This is a genomic window from Maritimibacter alkaliphilus HTCC2654, from assembly GCF_000152805.1.
GTDB classification, from domain to species: Bacteria; Pseudomonadota; Alphaproteobacteria; order Rhodobacterales; family Rhodobacteraceae; genus Maritimibacter; species Maritimibacter alkaliphilus.
In genome coordinates this window covers 23,020-38,716 of the sequence record NZ_CH902581.1, presented here as the reverse complement: position 1 = coordinate 38,716, position 15,697 = coordinate 23,020, and the positions used below count along the sequence as shown (strand labels likewise).

Here is a 15,697-nt window from a genome sequence, read left to right as displayed (position 1 = left end):
TTTCCAAGAACCGAAGCTAGGCACATCGAACGGCAAGGGCTGGAGCAATCAGAAAGGGGTCTTCTGGTGGGCGGATCACATCTTGGATGACGACTGGTACCCACGCCGCTTCTTCGTCGCCGACAGCTTCATCAAAGCGTTGACCGCCCTGCCCTCGTCCTCATGTTGTTCGATTAGCATCTGCCCTCGAAACCCGATACGGCCCCATTCCCGCACAAGGCCTGCGCCGCCAAACAGGTCCGGCTGAACGCTCATTCGATAGAAGCGCCGCATGTTGAGAGACGGGTCGACCCGCTTGAGATCGACCGTTGTCGGGAACACTTCCATTTGCTGCGATATGTCGAACATGTTGTTGGCGCCTCTCTCCAGACCACAATATCAAGCGCTGTTTGACGTTTCCACAATGTTCTGTCCCGGATTGAAGTCGGGGGCTCACGCCCCCTTCTCGAACTTCATGACCGGGATGCAGAGCTTCTTGGCCTTGTCGGCGAGGTTTTCCTGGATACCGGTTCCGGGGAAGACGAGAACCCCGACCGGGAGCACATCGAGCATCGCGTCGTTGCGCTTGAAGGGCGCGGCCTTGGCGTGCTTGGTCCAGTCAGGCTTGAAGGCAACCTGCGTCACGCCCCGGGCCTCGGCCCATTTGGCGGCGATGAGTTCGGCGCCTTTGGGGCTGCCCCCATGCAGAAGAACCATGTCGGGATATTTGGTCCGGACCTGGTCGAGCTTGCCCCAGATCAGGCGGTGATCGTTGAAATCGGTCCCGCCGGTGAGGGCGACCTTGGGGCCTGCGGGAAGCATTACCTCGGTCTCGGCGCGGCGCTTGGCGGCCAGGAAATCGCGGCTGTCGATCAGGGCTGCGGTCATGTGCTGGCGGTTCACCATCGAGCCGGTGCGGGGGCGCCAGGCCGATCCCGTATGATGGACGAACTCGGTCGCGGCGTGATCGCGCATCATGTCCATGCAGTTGCGCCGTTCGACGAGGGTCAGGCCTTCAGCCGTCAGGCGCTCGAGTTCGACGGATTTCACCTCGGAGCCGTCCTGCTCGCGCTGGAGGCGGCGCTGCGCCTGTTCGTTCTCATCGAGCGACCGTTCGATCCGGGCCGTGGCGCGGTGGAACAGGTTGACCTGGCCCCAGAGCACCTCTTCGAGGTCGGGTTCCATGCGGGTGTCTTCCAGGGTCGCGACGAGGGCGTCGAAGATGTCGGCGACGGCGACCGCGAGGCGCTGCCCATCCGGCATCGGGCGCGGATCGGGCTCGTCGAAGGGGCGGTAGCCATAGAGCTGCAGCTCGTCGAGCGCATGGGCGGTCTGGGATGCGGTGTGGGCGGGTTCATACGCGTCGTCGTGGGTGTGGATCGTCATCGGTTCTTGCCTCCGGGTTTTGCCGTGTCCGCGCGTCATCCCGCGCGGCCTTCATGGGCAGACCCGAGCCGTCGGGGCGGTTGCCCCTTCACCCCGGCTTCACCGGGGCCGGAACAGCGTGGAGGAGGGTCGGCAGGGAAGCTATTTGTCTCGCGATGCAAAGGCGGCTCTGCCGCCGGCGGAAATAGGTTCCCTGCCGACCTTGCAGGGGCAACCGCTTTGACGGCCTGCCCATCTCTTGAAGGCCGCTCGGGTGACGGGTGTATGCGCAAGGCCCGGGATGGGGTGAGGACGATGATCCAGAGCCACGACTGGGATGCTGCCCCCTGCCCCGCACTCCCAGACTTCCCCCTGCGGGATGCAGCTCAGCCCAATAGGCGATGCCGATCCTCTGGCCCGATCTGACCTGCCAGATGCTGGCGCAGCGCGTCCTTGCCGTTCGCCCGAAGATCATCGTTGAAATCCCCGAGCCGCGGTCCCAGCACCCGCACGGGTACCCCGAGCTCGGAGGCTCTGGCGCTCAACTTCTCTGCCGCGCGCTGCCCGGCAGGATCGCGATCGATCGCAACGTAAAGGCGCTGCAACCCTTCCGGCAGGCGAACGGCCCCGAGGTGACCCGAAGAGAGCGCCGCCCAGACGGGAAGGCCGGGGGCCGCCTCGGACAGGGACAGCATGGTCTCGATGCCTTCGCCGACGACGAGGATGTCATCCTGCGAGGTCAGCCTGACGGCATTGCCGAGGAGGTGACCCATAGCCCGACGCTTTGGATTCACTGCCGCCTTCCCCTGTCCGTCACGCGCCAGCCAGGTGCGATGCACGCCCTGGACGGCCCCTGCCCCATCGGTAACCGCCGCGATCATCGCCGGTCTGGGGATGCTCCGGGTCTGCCCCTCTTCCCGATGCCAGCACTTCGGGTGGAAGCGTAAGGCGCCCTTCGCCCCGAATTGGGTGATGCCTCGGGAACGGAGGTAGGTCTCAGCAAGCGTGCCTGTGATCGGGTTCGAGGCAGCAAACAAGCGCGCCGCCGCCGCAGGAGTGCCACCGGGTGACTTGGCCTTCCTCGGCTCTTGCCTATCCGGGACGACCGGCTGCGGACGGCCAAGATGCGCTCGGGCCTCGGCGAGAAGGTCGGGGAAGCGCGTGATCCCCGTCCGGGCGCGGATGATGTCCAGGAGATCGCCATGCTCGCCTGTGGCCCCATCCGTAAACTTGCCCGCTGCCCCTGGTCCCGACGCAGGGCCCGTCAACCGCACGAAGAGCGACCGGCCGGGGTGGTTCTGCAGATCGCCGACGATCCAGTAGGATCCTTCCCGCCTCCCCTTGGACAAGTAGGCACGACAGACGCCTTCGGCATTTTCTGCCAGATCGCGCACGAGGTCTTCGGTCTCGGAATACATGGGTCAACAACCTCCGCGATCATGTAGCCTCGCGACAGGACAACGTGCAAGCAGACGATCCAGTATCGCGACGCCATCGGCGTCGGTCGGGCAGAACAGCCGAAGCTTCCAACTGATGATCTCCGAGAAGAAGCCATCGGCCTTGAGCCGATCCTTGGCTGCCTCCGAGAAGCCCGAGAGTTCGATCCGGTTCACGCCCATGACACGGGATCGGTGCAATTCCATACCCTCGGCGAGCCGCACCACGGTCTTGCCTTCGAGAACCAGTGCATGGACCTGCGCGGCCGAGAGCTTGGGCGCATCGGCGGCCAGCGTGGTCGCGACCCAGGCAGGCGAGACGCGGCGGCCGATGATGCGCTGCCCGTCATCGGTCTGCAGGCGGTAGACGCGGGTTTCATCCTGGGGGAGCTGCTTCCAGATCGGCAGCAGCAGACCTGCGACGATGTGCAGCGTGGCTTCGGAGAACTCCGGCACCTCGGCAAGTTCCCCGGTCCAGGCGGCGGAGAAGGCTGCACGGTCGGCCTCGAGCCAGTGGGTGTCCTCCATGATCTTTGCCGGGACAGTGCTGGCATCAAGCGGGCGGATCAGGCGCAGGCGCGGCTCGATGGTCCCATCGTCCAGCATGTGACTGGTGGCGGGAACCTGCACGGCAGCCCGGCCCGAGCGGCTGTTGACCAGAAGCCGCGCCTGCGGGTCATCCAGCCAGTCGAGCGCATCGGCCAGCGAGGTAGGCGTGTTGCGGCGCTTTTCCGCGATGGTCAGCAGCTGGGTTTCTGCGCCGGAGCCGGGATGGGTGTAGATGACGCGTGCGTCGGTCACCCGGAAGCTCTCAGCACGGAGTGTCTCGAGCCCGAGGTCGTAGATCCCGGCGGCGATGGCGCCCTCGATCCGCTGGTCGAGGAGTTCTTCGAAACCCGCGAACAGCACGGCCTGCATGTCGATCGTCAGCGCCAGCAGGCGATTGAGGAAGGTCGTGATCGGCGGCAGGTCATCCTTGAGCCCGTTATCATCGGTCAGGCTGAGCCCGGTCGCATCCTCGAAAGCCCCGAGCGAACATCCGGCCAGATCGCCGCGAAAGATGCGGCGGTAAAGCTGGCGCAGGGCGTCGCGGGCGTAGGGCGACTCGAGGTTATCCTCCGGGCGGAACAGCCCTTGCCCGCCGGTCTGCCGCTGACCGCGCGTGATCGCGCCAAGCGTGTCGAGACGTCGCGCAATGGTCGACAGGAACCGCTTCTCCGCTTTGACATCGGTGGCCACCGGCCGGAACAGCGGCGGCTGCGCCTGGTTGGTTCGGTTGGTGCGTCCGAGGCCCTGAATCGCCGCGTCTGCCTTCCAGCCGGGTTCTAAGAGGTAGTGGACCCGCAAGCGCTGGTTCTTGGCCCCGAGATCGGCGTGATAGCTGCGCCCGGTGCCGCCGGCATCCGAGAAGATCAGGATCCGCTTTTCGTCATCCATGAAGGCTTGGGTTTCCGCGAGGTTCGCGGCTCCAGCCCGGTTCTCCACCACGAGCCGTGCCGAATGCCCTTCGCCCTTCCACACGATGCGCCGCGCGCGCCCTGTCACTTCGGCCACGAGATCGGTGCCGAAGCGCTGGACGATCTGGTCGAGTGCACCCGGCACGGGCGGAAGCGAAGCCAGTTTCTCGATCAGCGCGTCACGACGCCGGACGGCTTCGCGGCACTCCACCGGTTGGCCGTCGCGCGTGACGGGGCGCGACGAGAGGTTGCCCTCGCTGTCGGTGAAAGGCTCGTAGAGCTGCACAGGGAAGGAATGGGCGAGGTAGTCCAGAACATATTCCCTGGGCGTGATGTCACAGCGGATATCGTTCCATTCGTCAGTCGGGATCTCCGACAGGCGGCGTTCCATCAGCGCCTCACCGGTCGAGACAATCTGGATGACCGCCGCATGACCCGCATCTAGATCGGCCTCGATGCTGGCAATGAGGGTCGGCGTCTTCATCGAAGTGAGCAGGTGACCGAAGAACCGCTGTTTGGCGGACTCGAAAGCTGACCGCGCGGCGGATTTGGCCTGGCGGTTCAGCGTGCCCGAACCGCTCGGCCCGTCGGCCGCGCCGGAAATGTTCGCCGCCTCCAGCGCCGCGGTCAGGTTGTTGTGGATGATGGCGAAGGCCCCGGCATAGGCATCGTAGATGCCGCGCTGCTCGGGGCTGAGCGCGTGTTCCAGCATCTCGTATTCGACACCGTCATAGGACAGCGAGCGCGCCGTGTAGAGGCCGAGCGCCCGAAGATCGCGGGCCAGAACCTCCATCGCCGCGACACCGCCAGCCTCGATGGCTTCCACAAACTCGGCGCGGGTTGCGAACGGGAAATCCTCCCCGCCCCAGAGACCGAGACGCTGAGCATAAGCGAGGTTGTGGACCGTCGTTGCGCCCGTGGCCGAGACATAGACCACGCGGGCATTCGGAAGTTTGTGCTGCAGGCGCAGGCCCGCCCTGCCCTGCTGCGAGGCCATGGTATCGCCCCGTTCGCCTTTGCCTCCGGCAGCATTTGCCATGGCATGGCTTTCGTCGAAGAGGATCACCCCGTCGAAATCCGCCCCGAGCCAGTCGACGATCTGGTCGACGCGGGATTTCTTGGCACCCCGTTCTTCCGAGCGCAGCGTCGCATAGGTGGTGAAGAGGATTCCCTCGGTCAGCGGGATGTCGCGGCCTTGTGCGAAACGCGACAGCGGCGTCACCAGAAGCCGCTCCTGGCCAAGCGCCGACCAGTCGCGCTGTGCATCCTCTAGGAGTTTGTCACTCTTCGAGATCCAGAGCGCCTTGCGTCTTCCTCGGGCCCAGTTGTCGAGCAGGATCCCGGCCGACTGACGGCCCTTGCCGGCCCCGGTCCCATCGCCAAGGAAGAAGCCCCGGCGGAAACGGACGGCGTCAGCCGCATCGTCTGGTGCTGCGGAGACCACGTCTCCGGTCTCATCGACGGTCCAAGACCCAGAGAGATGCGCGCCATGCGCCTCCCCTGCGTAGATGACGGTCTCGAGTTGCGCGTCGGAGAGCATGCCGTCGCGCAGGATGGTCGCCGGAAGCTTGGGGCGATAGGAGGGTTTCGGAGGTGCGACAGAGGCCATGGCCGCCGATTGCACAAGCTTGGTCGGGTGCGATGCGGCGTCTGGGATGTCGATAGCCTGCAGACGGAAGGTCTCGTAGATCGCGTCGGACAGCCGTGTCGCGTCTTCGTCCTCGGCGGCGTCGCGAAGTGCGTAGTTTAGGTCCTCGGCCTCGATCGGCGTGTCTGGTTTCGCCGGTTGAGCTGCAGAGGTCGCGTGTGATCGGCTGGCGGGTTTGCGGATGGTGAGGTGAGAATTTCCCGGAAGGGGGGAAGAATGGCCCTGCCCCGCAGCAGGAGTCGGATCCCACTTGAGGCGCGGCGGAACCTCGGCAGTGACCCGGGACATCAGATGTGCCACGTCCGGGGATGTGGGTTGGCGCAGGTCTGCGGTGATGCCGCCCGGCTCGCCGCCGCGGCATTTGTCAAAGACAGAAATCCGCGTCTCGAAGCTGGTGCCGTGTTTGGCGAAAGCGGCGCCCGACACCGCGCCGGTGAAGACGAGATGGGCCGTCTCGGTCAGACGGTCGAAGGTCTCGGCCGAGGCCGGCGCGTCCGGCGCGAAACCGGCACCCGTGATGGCAACGAGCCGCCCGCCGGGCGCCAGCCGTGCGAGGGCCGAGCGCAGATGTCGGGCCGTCGCCTCGGTCGACCGACCATCGACATTGGCTTGGGCCGAGAAGGGCGGGTTCATCAGAATGACGCTCGGGCTTGAGGAGGCATCGAGATGATCATCGATCTGCGCGGCATCAAACCCCGTGACCGGTCGGCCCGGGAACAGCAAGCGAAGAAGGTCGGCGCGGGTGTCCGCCAACTCGTTCAGAGCCAGAGTGCCGCCGGCGATCTCGGCGAGGATCGCCAGAAGCCCGGTCCCGGCAGACGGCTCTAGGACAAGATCACGGGGCGTGATCTGCGCGGCTGCCAGAGCCGCAAGGCCCATGGGCAGCGGCGTGCTGAATTGCTGAAAGCGCTCCATCTCTTCCGACCGCCGGGTGTGCGTGGGCAAGAGGCCTGCCACCTTGGCAAGGATCGGCAAGAGCGCCGCAGGCGAGCCGGCACGCGCAAGCAGCGCCCGACCGAACTTTCGCAGAAAGAGGATCAGCGCCACCTCGCCCGCCTCATAGGCGAGCTTCCAGTCCCAAGCACCGGTCGCATCGGAACCGCCAAAGGCATGTTCCATCTCGCGGCGCAGGCGCAGCGCGTCGATCTGAAGCCCTTGCGCCAGATCGGGCTGCAGCGCTTCGGCAACAGCAACGATCGCAGGGGCAGGACTTGCTGCCAACGGAACAAGGGGCGCAGGCAAGGACGCCTGCGCAACAGGGGCAAGATGGGTCATCGGGAAACTCCGGAATGAAGGACAGGATCAGGCCCGGACACCCTCTCTCGGGCAGCCTCGGACCTGATCTTTCCCGGCCCCTCTCTCCCTCTCGCACCAAGGTGTTTCCGACGCTTGGCTTGATTTTGTTCTTGTTATGTTCTATGTTCAGAACCAAGCCAGAAAGGGGGTTCCACCGTGGAAAGCACCAAGCACGCCATGCCCGTAACACCCAAGCAGATTGCCTATGCGCGGTCGCTCGCCCTGCGCAACCGGACGCTCCTGCCCTGGGAGGTTCAGCAAGACCGGCGATCTTTGAGCGCTTGGATCGAGGCTCAGGCCCAGCTGAAGCCGGTATCGGACATGGACCGGCTGCCCACGTCCAAGCAGGTAGCCTTCGCTGAGAAACTCGCGCGGATCAAACGGTGCGCCGTTCCAGACGAATGCTTCCGCGACAAGCGGCTCATGTCGAAGTGGATCGACGGGAATAAGTGAGCACCGCACCGGCTAGTGACGCTCTGTGCGATCGTCCAGCTTTTTTCCACATCATAGTTTGGCAAACCGAGCGCAGCTGCCAACCTGTAGGTTGGCAGACTGGCCCTTCGGGACATCAGCCTCGGTCAAGCTCCTGTCCGAAGGACCAAGGTCTGGTTCCGGCGGCACGCCGGGATGTGCACCGCTGCGACCTTCGGTAACCACCGCAAGTCGTAGCCGTCTCTCAACCCAGCGTCTTCAGATCTCCCTCCCCTTGGGGCTAGTCCCTCAGTTCTTTGGAAATGGTGAGATAGGAGCGTCCATAACGCAGGAAAAGCATTTTCATCAAAGAAAACTGTAGATATCTCTTTGAAAATCTGTCACTTTAGGTATCATGGACACCGCAAGGTCACAGAATCTGAAGAAAGTGCTCGATGCCGTACCCGCCGGGTATCTGGTCGATGCGGCATGGCTCGTCTCGCAAGGCATCGCCTATGAGAGCTTCCGTGACTATGTGAAACGCGGCTGGCTGGAGCGCATCGCACGCGGTGTCTTCCGCCGACCAGTCCCGAATATGCAGGCGTCCAACAGCATCGACTGGAAGACCTGCATCCTTTCGATGCAACATATCATGGGTCATGATTTGCATGTCGGGAGCACAACGGCACTCGGTGAACAAGGACATGCCCATTACCTCCGCCTGGGGGAAAACGCTCCAGTCTGGGTCTATGGGGACAAGGTCCCGAACTGGCTGATCAAACTGCCGACGGATGCCCCTTTCAGTATCCGCCCCCGTTCCTTGTTCACCGATCCGAAGCTGGGCGTGATCGAGGGCAAGAATTCTGGCCTGCCATGGGACTGGGGTCTGACGATGTCGACGCCGGAGCGCGCAATCCTGGAAGCCATGGACGAGTTGCCCCACCATGAGAGTTTCCACACGCTCGACATGGTCTTCGAGAGCCTGACAACCCTGCGCCCAAGGCTGATTTCCGACCTCCTGCAAGCGTGCCAGAAGATCAAGGTCAAGCGCCTGTTCTTCGTCTTTGCTGACCGCCACGATCATCCGTGGCGCAAACGGATCGACCCGCAGGCATTCAACCTTGGCAGCGGCGACCGAGCCTTGATCCAGGGCGGCAAGATCCACCCGCGCTATCGGATCATGGTGCCAGAAGAATTCGTGAAGCCGGAGGCCGAAAGTGGGGCGTGAGATCTATGAAGCCCAAGTTGCGCTCCTGGTGCGCGTACTGCCCCATGTCGCGGGCGAAGGCGTCTTCGCGCTCAAGGGTGGAACGGCCATCAACCTCTTCTACCGCGACCTGCCGCGGTTGTCGGTCGATATCGACCTGACCTACCTGCCAATCAAGGAACGCGCCGAGAGCCTGGACGAGATCAACGCCGCGATGGATCGCATCGCGGCTTCCATCGAGACCGGAATCCGCGGCGCGAAATCTCAGCGCATCCAAGGGGGCGGTGGCGGAGCCACCCGGCTCCTGGCGCGCCTCGGGAATGCCGAGATCAAGATCGAAACCTCGCCCGTGACCCGGGGCGCGGTCCACGACCCGGAAATCCGGACCGTCTCTGCCGCCGTCGAGGATGCCTATGGCTATGCCGAAATGCAGATCGTCTCGTTCGAGGACCTGTTCGCGGGAAAACTGCACGCCGCCCTGGACAGGCAGCATCCCCGGGATCTCTACGACGTCACACTCCTCTACGAAAACGAGAGCCTGACGCAGGACCTGTTCCACACCTTCCTGATCTATGTCGCCAGTTCGCCGCGACCGGCGCATGAGCTGCTCGATCCGAACCTGATCGATCTCGAGCAACCCTACGCGCGGGAATTCGAAGGCATGACCAGAACACCCGTCCCGCTCGCTACGCTTCTGGCGACGCGCCTCAAGTTGGTCGCCGATCTGCAATCGAGGCTCGATGACAAGGCGAGGCAGTTCCTCCTGACGCTTCAGGACGGCGAGCCTAACTTCGCGGCGATCGACCGTTCGCAGGCCGCTGACCTACCGGCCGTGAAGTGGAAACTTCTCAACCTGAACAAACTGAAGCGCGACAACCCCGAAAAGCACGCAGCGCAGCGCGACGCCTTGTTGAAGCTCCTGGGTTGAGCCACGGCCATCACCGTCGTGAGGGGCGCTTTGCGTTGGCCGTCCTCATCGCGTCGATGGGAGGCGCCGAAGACGGGTGAACTCAGTCGGCGCTTCCAAGCCCTGTGTTTCGCTGAAATGACCGCGTTTTCGCCCGACGAAAGGCAGAGCGCAGTGCTTCGGTCGGCAAAGGCGGCGAGTCCATCGCTTCAAAGAAGTGCGCATGGTCGATCTGCTTGAGATCGGTGCGGTCAGGGCTTTCAATATCAGGCGTTGCCATCCTTATAGGCCTCCGGGGCAATTACGGTTTTGCGGATTAGCTGACAGCCGCAATCGAGTAGTGCGGTGTCCCATCCCAAACAAGATCCCAAGACGCGCCCGGACGAACGTTCTGAATTGCGTGGGGCTCGAAGCAGACCAGGCAATTCCCGCCCGGTGCAGGAGCCCGGACCGAAGGGTAAATCAGGCCCTTGGATCCGCCCCGACGCAGATGCTGTGCCAGGCTTTGGCCCTCGGGATACCCGACAGCCGGATCCGGATGCAGCGCCGGATGACCTGCCTCACCGGTCATGTCATCGAAGACGCCGATGAAGTCGGCCAGCAATTCCACATAGCGGGCGCTGTCCTGGAAGCTGCCGGTAAAGCCGAGTTCGCGCGTGCGGTGCCAGGCCACTTCACTGACGGAAACCATCACATCCCATGCGCAGTACCAGGCACCTCGCTCCTCTGTGTTGAAGCGGTTTCCGCCGGCGCGGGTGTAGGTGAAGGCGGCGTTGACATGACTGTCGCCATAGATGCGCAGATCGCGGCTCCGGCGTTGCCACGCAAGCTCGCGCGGGTCCAGGTGCGGGTTGCGCCCGCGTTCGGCCTGTAGACGTCCACTGGTCAGGCCCTCGATCTCTGCCAAGATCTCCATCTCGTCATCGGAATCGACGAGACCACGCAGCGATGGCGGTTTGTGGTAGGTGGCGGGCAGGAGACGAACGAGACCGCGATCAGAAATCTCGGTCTGCTTCATGCCCCACCACGCAAAGCATCAAGGTAGGTCCGCACCGCGAGGATCTGCGGCAAGCCCCCGTCGATGGCGGTGTCAACCGGACGGCTGCCCCCGAACAGCGGGCCGGTGTTCGGTCGGGTGAACCAGCTTCGCGCGAGCGGCTCGGAGAAGTAGAGTTCGAGCGACTTGTAGATGCCGATCACCGCACTGAGCCGCAGAAGCTGATCCTTGGTCAGTTCCCCCGCGAAATCCGGCTTCTTGGCGCGCTTCCATGTGCTCTCTGACATGTCAGCAAGGCCAGCCGCTTCCTTCAAGTTGAGGCCCCAGGCATCAACCACGCGCGCGTAAGCCTTCAACGCAACGGCGTTGACCTGTGCGGGTTCCCGGATTTTCTCAGCAACGTACATGGCGTCCTCCATTGGCCTCAATATAGTCCATATGGACTTACTGTAAAGATCAAATGAACCTTGCGCTTTGATCTCTGTTACCCGAACCGCCGCCCTCTTTCAGTAAACGTATATGCGTTCGCGATGATCCCCTCCTCGATGGCCTCGTCCGACGTGAGGTGGTCGTATTCGGCCTCAAGCTGGCGGTAGAGCCAGCGGGCCAGATCACGCAGCGCCTCGGTCACGATCTCTTCCGCGTCCTCGGTCGGCAGCTGCCAGGTCGGGCTGTCCCGCGTGACGTCCACCGACATGGTGTATTCATGATAGTAGCGGCCACGGTGGCTGGCCTCGGCCGCGAGCTGGTAGAAATTCCGCCGCTGAATGGCCTGCAGCCGGTCGGCGATGCCTTGCAGCGTAGCATCCGTGGGCGCGTAGTCCAGGATGCGCGCGGACGCGCCCTTGGCGTGGGACCAGTAGCCCTCGAAGCAGGCCCCGTCGCCTTGGCTCCAGAACCCTGAGAACCAGATGCAGGGCTTGGCCCGCGTCCCGCCGCCCATCAAGCGGACGGGGTTGGTTTTCAGGCGGATGCCGAGGATCTCGCAGACCCGCTCAAAATCCTCATAGACCGCATCCCACCAATCGTCATGGGGGCCAAGCTCGCGATACCAGCTGCGCGCCTTCTCCTTGGCGGCATCAGAGAGTTCGGGGAACTGGTAGACAGTGGTGCAGATCACCTCAGGCATCGATGTCCTCCCCGTTCAATGCGGCGGCCAGCCATTCTTGCGTGCTGGACCAGCCGATGGATTTGCGCGCGCCGAGATCGATGGCATGCGCGCCGCCACCAAAGGCGTCGAGTCGTGGCCGAGAGCAGGTCAGAGAATACTGGAACCCCCAAGGGCCGGTGAGGTCGAGCTCTTCAGCAAGACGCAGGACGAAGCGGATGACGGCTTCGACATCGCCGTTCCCGTCATCATGGATCCAGAGGCTGCTGCCCTCGGGCGCGTCCTGGCGCACGAGATCAAAGCCCGTAACCTCCGGGTCGTCGGCGTCCTGATCCGCAGCGCGCAGATCGTGAAACAGCGCGAGTGCACGGGCAGCCTTGTCAGGGCTGCCGACGTCGATCAGGCACGAGAAATGGGTGAAGTAATCCGCCATGGGGACCTCCTGAATGGGGAAGACCCGGCCAGAAGGCCGAGTACTGGATTGGAAGGGTCGGCCGGGAGCGATCAGCCGGTCGGTTTGTCGTCCGCTGCCTGTCGCGCGGCATGCGCGGAGAGCATCTGCCGGTAGAAGCGTTTGCGTGCGGCCCGGAAGCCGCGCAGTGCGCGCGTGTTGGGGTGGAGCGCTCGGACCGCCGCGCGAACCACTGCCAGTGGCGAAGCGGTCGGCGGCAAGCCAAGACTTAGATAGGTGGGATCGGTCATGTCACGTGACCTCAACCACGGGCGAGACGAGATGCGGATCGACCTGTGCCTCGATCCGTTCGGTCCGACCCATCCAAGGCTCGGGCCGAATCGCCTTCATCCAATCGACGAAGCTCGGGATGAAGCCGAGGTCCTCCTTAACATGCTGCTCGCCGACCCAGCGGGTCGGGATGACACGCCCGGTCGAGAGGGTGAGGGTCGGGCCGAAAATCGTCTCGGCCATGAAGATGCCCTCCGCATGGTGGCGCAGCGCCCGGTGCCGAAAGTCGGCTGTGATCTCCTTGCTCTGGTCGAACCAGGAATGGACGGCGAGGTAATCCTCGACCGTACCGCCCCATTTCTTCACCGATGACAGGGCGTGGTGATACGGATGTGCCATCGCCGCCCCCTCAGAAATCGTGGGTATAGAGTTCGGACGAGGTGAAGCGCTCGTTGAACTCGAGGTGGATGGAGCGAGCGCTGCCGAGCCAGCACGGCGGCGAAATCAATCCTGGACGGCGCCATCGGCGCGGCCAAGGTGGGTTCGATCTTGGACATTGGAAACTCCGAAATGAGAGAAAGGATCTGAACCCCGAAGCTCTCTCTCGTCCTCGTAGGTTCACATCCTCCCCTGCCCTTCTCTGACTCTCGGGCGTCACGCCGCGATCTGCAGGGCGCGAACGGCGAAGATGCGCCAGAGCGGATCGACAAGCCGGGCATCGAGAAGATCGGCGTGGTGCCGCAGCCTTCGCGCGAGGCCATGTTCATGCCACTTGGCCGCTCGTATGGCCTGCGCGCGGGTCCGGCTGGCCTCGGACACGACGGCGCGGGCTTCGGCGGCATCCGAGACCGGGTGGCACCATGCGACCCCACCATCATTGGTAGCCCCGGCCAGAACGAGGCGGCCCTCCCGATCGAGGATTGCCAGAATGCGCGGCGCGTCTTCAGGTGTGATATCTTCGGCGTGAACGATTGCTCCCTGCATGGCCTCGGCCAGCGTGGCAAACCGCTCCAGTACCTTGGGGCGTGCCTGCCCGGACATGAAAGCCGCGGGCACATGGCAAGCCGTCGTGAGTGCAAACGGCAAGTCTTGATCTGCAAGAACGGTCAGGAAGCTCGGCGGCAAACCTGTCTGCTGTGTTTCCGGCTGAGTTTGGAGAGGAAGGTCGAACATGGGCATATCTCCGACGGTGCAGAGAGCCTCTCTCCCCGCTTCAAACCGTCAAAGACCAAACCGCCCCCTCGGACTCTCTGTCGCTGATCGGGCCGATCATTTCGGCGTTGGTAAATCGCCCCATCGAACCCGTAAGTAGCGCCCTTCGCGCTTTGGGAGATCTTTTCGGTCGATCATCCGACCCGAGACCTGAAAATCCTCGTTGATCTTTACAACCAAGAGCTTGTTGAAATGCCCATTGGTGTCGACCACAACCACATCCTTTGTCTTGAATGGCGTAATGGTCTTGACCTCGACATGATCATTGCCAAGTCTTCCGTCAGCACCCTGGGCATAGGTCTTGTTCAACTTGATACCGTACGTGATAGCACCAAACAGCTCACCGATATCGCCGTAGACAGAGAGGTGAAGGCCGGTCTCGAGGTGATAGCTTTCCGCGAGGGACAGGAGATCCTCAAAATATGGGATCATAGACCGGATCGCGTTCGGGTATTTAGCGCCCCACTCCTTGTAGCGAAGCTGCTCGTCGATTTCCGACCAGGTAACCCATTCGCCGTCATCATAAAATGCACGATCTGACCAATCGATTTCTTCCATGCGCGTACTTCCAATACCTAAACATGTCGGGCACGGTAGCAGATCGATGAAACAGGGACGAGACCGGAGGCGATATCGCCTCCGGTCGCCACCTCAACCAACGCGATCGAGAAGCTTCTTGGCGCGCCCTTCCATATCAAGGCGGGCATCCTGCTGGGTCTTGTCGCGCGCAAGCCGCGTGATCCCCTGTACGAAATCGAAGATGCTCTCGGGCGGGCGGCCCTCTTCCATCAGTACCTTCTCGATGATCTTGCCGGATTCGGCCTTAGAGAAGCCGCGCTTGCGCAGGAAATCCGCGCGGTCTTCGTCGCTGCGCGCCACGACCTGCTGCCGCGCGGCCTTGATGCCGTTCACGAAGCCCTGCGGCGAGGAATTGGCAAACCGCGTCAGCGCCGGAGCCGCCTCATGGGCGAAGCGCGAGGCGGCGTATTTCGAGTGGCGGATCTTGATCTCCTGGAAATCCTCGACGCCCCAGAGGTTGCGGTTCTGGCACACCGCCCGCAGGTAAAAGCTCGCCATGCCGAGTGTCTTGGCACCGACCTCGGAATTCCAGCAATAGAAGCCCCGGAAGTAGAGGTCGGGAGAGCCGTCCGCCAGCTTGCCCGCCTCGATCGGGTTGCGATCGTCGACCAGGAACAGGAAGACATCGCGGTCAGACGCATAGAGCGTGGTCGTATCGCGGTTGATCTCGACATCGGGGTTATAGACTCCGGTCGACCAGTCGAGCACGCCCGGCACCTTCCAGCGCGTGTCGCCCGTGCCATTGCCTGCGATGCGCTGCACAGCCTCGACAAGCTCGAAATCGTGGATGCGGCCGTAGTCCGGGCCGGTCACAGCACGCAGTTCGGTCCGGCCGTCCTCGGTCTCGAAGGTCTTCACCTGCTCGGCGCGATGATTGGTCAGACCGTATTGAAGGTTGATCCCCGCCAGCGGCGCGGGCAGCTGTCGCAGGTAAGACGCCGGTGCGCCGACGATGCTGGCAAGCTGACCGAAGGCCCAATGCGTCGGCGCAACGGGTTCATGCGCTTTCGGCAGCATCAGGTGCAACCGCTCAGCGTTGTCGCGCGCCGCTTCGACCCTGATATCGGCGGTCTGTACCACCCGGCTGCGGCTGCGCTCAGAGCGACCCTTCACATTCGCCCAGAGATCGTCGAGCGAGAGATACCGCTCGTCATCCGGCCGGTTGAACCATTCGGACGACACCCGCCCGTTCCGCTCGCCCCGGCTTACATCCACTTTCCAGCCACCAGCCCCCGCCGGCTGAACCGGATCCAGAACTTCCACAACGCCCATCGGCTATCTCCCGCGACAGGCGCCGGGAGCCACTCTCCCAGCCCTCAACCCGTCACCGGGAATCCGGCACTCCTCTCACTCTCGGTGGCCGGCTCCGCCGCGTTAACTTCCGCGTCGATGTCAATGCACTATCGGGAAAAC

Annotated in this window: 17 protein-coding genes; 3 read left to right on the top strand and 14 right to left on the bottom strand. The window is 63.3% G+C overall.

Features of this window, described 5'->3' with window-relative positions:
• Positions 1-75: 75 nt before the first annotated feature.
• From RB2654_RS21910 to RB2654_RS21895, 4 genes are all read right to left on the bottom strand, one after another.
• On the bottom strand, positions 76-348 hold the full coding sequence (locus RB2654_RS21910; RefSeq protein ID WP_008336057.1) for a WGR domain-containing protein: 273 nt from the start codon (positions 346-348) through the stop codon (positions 76-78).
• Positions 349-432: 84 nt separating this feature from the next.
• Positions 433-1,365, bottom strand: a complete 933-nt coding sequence (locus RB2654_RS21905; protein WP_040885987.1) for a DUF2493 domain-containing protein — start codon at positions 1,363-1,365, stop codon at positions 433-435.
• A 365-nt stretch (positions 1,366-1,730) separates the two neighbouring features.
• Entirely contained in the window at positions 1,731-2,762 is a 1,032-nt protein-coding gene (locus tag RB2654_RS21900) for a DUF7146 domain-containing protein (protein WP_008336055.1), read from the bottom strand.
• A gap of 3 nt (positions 2,763-2,765) precedes the next feature.
• Entirely contained in the window at positions 2,766-7,160 is a 4,395-nt protein-coding gene (locus RB2654_RS21895; RefSeq protein ID WP_040885972.1) for a bifunctional class I SAM-dependent methyltransferase/DEAD/DEAH box helicase, read from the bottom strand.
• Between the two features lie 177 nt (positions 7,161-7,337).
• Between RB2654_RS21895 and RB2654_RS21890 the strand changes: the two genes are divergently transcribed.
• From RB2654_RS21890 to RB2654_RS21880, 3 genes are all read left to right on the top strand, one after another.
• On the top strand, positions 7,338-7,634 hold the full coding sequence (locus tag RB2654_RS21890) for a hypothetical protein (protein WP_008336044.1): 297 nt from the start codon (positions 7,338-7,340) through the stop codon (positions 7,632-7,634).
• A 373-nt stretch (positions 7,635-8,007) separates the two neighbouring features.
• Positions 8,008-8,820: a type IV toxin-antitoxin system AbiEi family antitoxin domain-containing protein gene (locus RB2654_RS21885; RefSeq protein ID WP_008336042.1), complete on the top strand. Its 813-nt coding sequence runs from the start codon at positions 8,008-8,010 to the stop codon at positions 8,818-8,820.
• A complete protein-coding gene (locus RB2654_RS21880; protein ID WP_008336013.1) occupies positions 8,810-9,727 on the top strand; it encodes a nucleotidyl transferase AbiEii/AbiGii toxin family protein in 918 nt (305 codons plus the stop codon). The genes RB2654_RS21885 and RB2654_RS21880 overlap by 11 nt, the downstream gene beginning before the upstream one ends.
• A gap of 82 nt (positions 9,728-9,809) precedes the next feature.
• Here RB2654_RS21880 and RB2654_RS23545 read toward each other — a convergent pair whose 3' ends face one another.
• From RB2654_RS23545 to RB2654_RS21835, 10 genes are all read right to left on the bottom strand, one after another.
• Entirely contained in the window at positions 9,810-9,986 is a 177-nt protein-coding gene (locus tag RB2654_RS23545; protein ID WP_018065915.1) for a type II toxin-antitoxin system TacA family antitoxin, read from the bottom strand.
• 36 nt (positions 9,987-10,022) lie between these two features.
• Positions 10,023-10,724: an RES family NAD+ phosphorylase gene (locus RB2654_RS21875; RefSeq protein ID WP_008336003.1), complete on the bottom strand. Its 702-nt coding sequence runs from the start codon at positions 10,722-10,724 to the stop codon at positions 10,023-10,025.
• Positions 10,721-11,122 carry an MbcA/ParS/Xre antitoxin family protein gene (locus tag RB2654_RS21870; protein ID WP_008336001.1) on the bottom strand — a complete coding sequence of 134 codons (402 nt, stop codon included), beginning with the start codon at positions 11,120-11,122 and terminating at the stop codon, positions 10,721-10,723. Before RB2654_RS21870 ends, RB2654_RS21875 begins: the two co-directional genes overlap by 4 nt.
• Before the next feature lie 65 nt (positions 11,123-11,187).
• On the bottom strand, positions 11,188-11,832 hold the full coding sequence (locus RB2654_RS21865) for a DUF8835 domain-containing pootine (protein WP_008335999.1): 645 nt from the start codon (positions 11,830-11,832) through the stop codon (positions 11,188-11,190).
• A complete protein-coding gene (locus tag RB2654_RS21860) occupies positions 11,825-12,244 on the bottom strand; it encodes a hypothetical protein (RefSeq protein WP_008335998.1) in 420 nt (139 codons plus the stop codon). Before RB2654_RS21860 ends, RB2654_RS21865 begins: the two co-directional genes overlap by 8 nt.
• Positions 12,245-12,315: 71 nt before the next feature.
• Entirely contained in the window at positions 12,316-12,513 is a 198-nt protein-coding gene (locus tag RB2654_RS21855; protein WP_008335997.1) for a hypothetical protein, read from the bottom strand.
• A gap of 1 nt (position 12,514) precedes the next feature.
• Positions 12,515-12,892 carry a DUF6915 family protein gene (locus tag RB2654_RS21850; RefSeq protein ID WP_008335996.1) on the bottom strand — a complete coding sequence of 126 codons (378 nt, stop codon included), beginning with the start codon at positions 12,890-12,892 and terminating at the stop codon, positions 12,515-12,517.
• 255 nt (positions 12,893-13,147) lie between these two features.
• On the bottom strand, positions 13,148-13,666 hold the full coding sequence (locus RB2654_RS21845; protein ID WP_040885986.1) for a hypothetical protein: 519 nt from the start codon (positions 13,664-13,666) through the stop codon (positions 13,148-13,150).
• Between the two features lie 96 nt (positions 13,667-13,762).
• Positions 13,763-14,263, bottom strand: coding sequence for a hypothetical protein (locus tag RB2654_RS21840; protein WP_007803268.1), 501 nt, complete (start codon positions 14,261-14,263; stop codon positions 13,763-13,765).
• Between the two features lie 93 nt (positions 14,264-14,356).
• Positions 14,357-15,556 (bottom strand): hypothetical protein, encoded by a 1,200-nt coding sequence (locus RB2654_RS21835; RefSeq protein WP_008335994.1) that lies wholly within the window; start codon positions 15,554-15,556, stop codon positions 14,357-14,359.
• Positions 15,557-15,697 lie beyond the last annotated feature (141 nt).

Excerpts from the sequence above, each read along its gene's own strand:
- RB2654_RS21910 (WP_008336057.1), bottom strand. The coding sequence starts at position 348 with ATGTTCGACATATCGCAGCAAATGGAAGTGTTCCCGACAACGGTCGAT.
- RB2654_RS21905 (WP_040885987.1), bottom strand. The coding sequence starts at position 1,365 with ATGACGATCCACACCCACGACGACGCGTATGAACCCGCCCACACCGCA.
- RB2654_RS21900 (WP_008336055.1), bottom strand. The coding sequence starts at position 2,762 with ATGTATTCCGAGACCGAAGACCTCGTGCGCGATCTGGCAGAAAATGCC.
- RB2654_RS21895 (WP_040885972.1), bottom strand. The coding sequence starts at position 7,160 with ATGACCCATCTTGCCCCTGTTGCGCAGGCGTCCTTGCCTGCGCCCCTT.
- RB2654_RS21885 (WP_008336042.1), top strand. The coding sequence starts at position 8,008 with ATGGACACCGCAAGGTCACAGAATCTGAAGAAAGTGCTCGATGCCGTA.
- RB2654_RS23545 (WP_018065915.1), bottom strand. The coding sequence starts at position 9,986 with ATGGCAACGCCTGATATTGAAAGCCCTGACCGCACCGATCTCAAGCAG.
- RB2654_RS21875 (WP_008336003.1), bottom strand. The coding sequence starts at position 10,724 with ATGAAGCAGACCGAGATTTCTGATCGCGGTCTCGTTCGTCTCCTGCCC.
- RB2654_RS21870 (WP_008336001.1), bottom strand. The coding sequence starts at position 11,122 with ATGGAGGACGCCATGTACGTTGCTGAGAAAATCCGGGAACCCGCACAG.
- RB2654_RS21865 (WP_008335999.1), bottom strand. The coding sequence starts at position 11,832 with ATGCCTGAGGTGATCTGCACCACTGTCTACCAGTTCCCCGAACTCTCT.
- RB2654_RS21860 (WP_008335998.1), bottom strand. The coding sequence starts at position 12,244 with ATGGCGGATTACTTCACCCATTTCTCGTGCCTGATCGACGTCGGCAGC.
- RB2654_RS21855 (WP_008335997.1), bottom strand. The coding sequence starts at position 12,513 with ATGACCGATCCCACCTATCTAAGTCTTGGCTTGCCGCCGACCGCTTCG.
- RB2654_RS21850 (WP_008335996.1), bottom strand. The coding sequence starts at position 12,892 with ATGGCACATCCGTATCACCACGCCCTGTCATCGGTGAAGAAATGGGGC.
- RB2654_RS21845 (WP_040885986.1), bottom strand. The coding sequence starts at position 13,666 with ATGTTCGACCTTCCTCTCCAAACTCAGCCGGAAACACAGCAGACAGGT.
- RB2654_RS21840 (WP_007803268.1), bottom strand. The coding sequence starts at position 14,263 with ATGGAAGAAATCGATTGGTCAGATCGTGCATTTTATGATGACGGCGAA.
- RB2654_RS21835 (WP_008335994.1), bottom strand. The coding sequence starts at position 15,556 with ATGGGCGTTGTGGAAGTTCTGGATCCGGTTCAGCCGGCGGGGGCTGGT.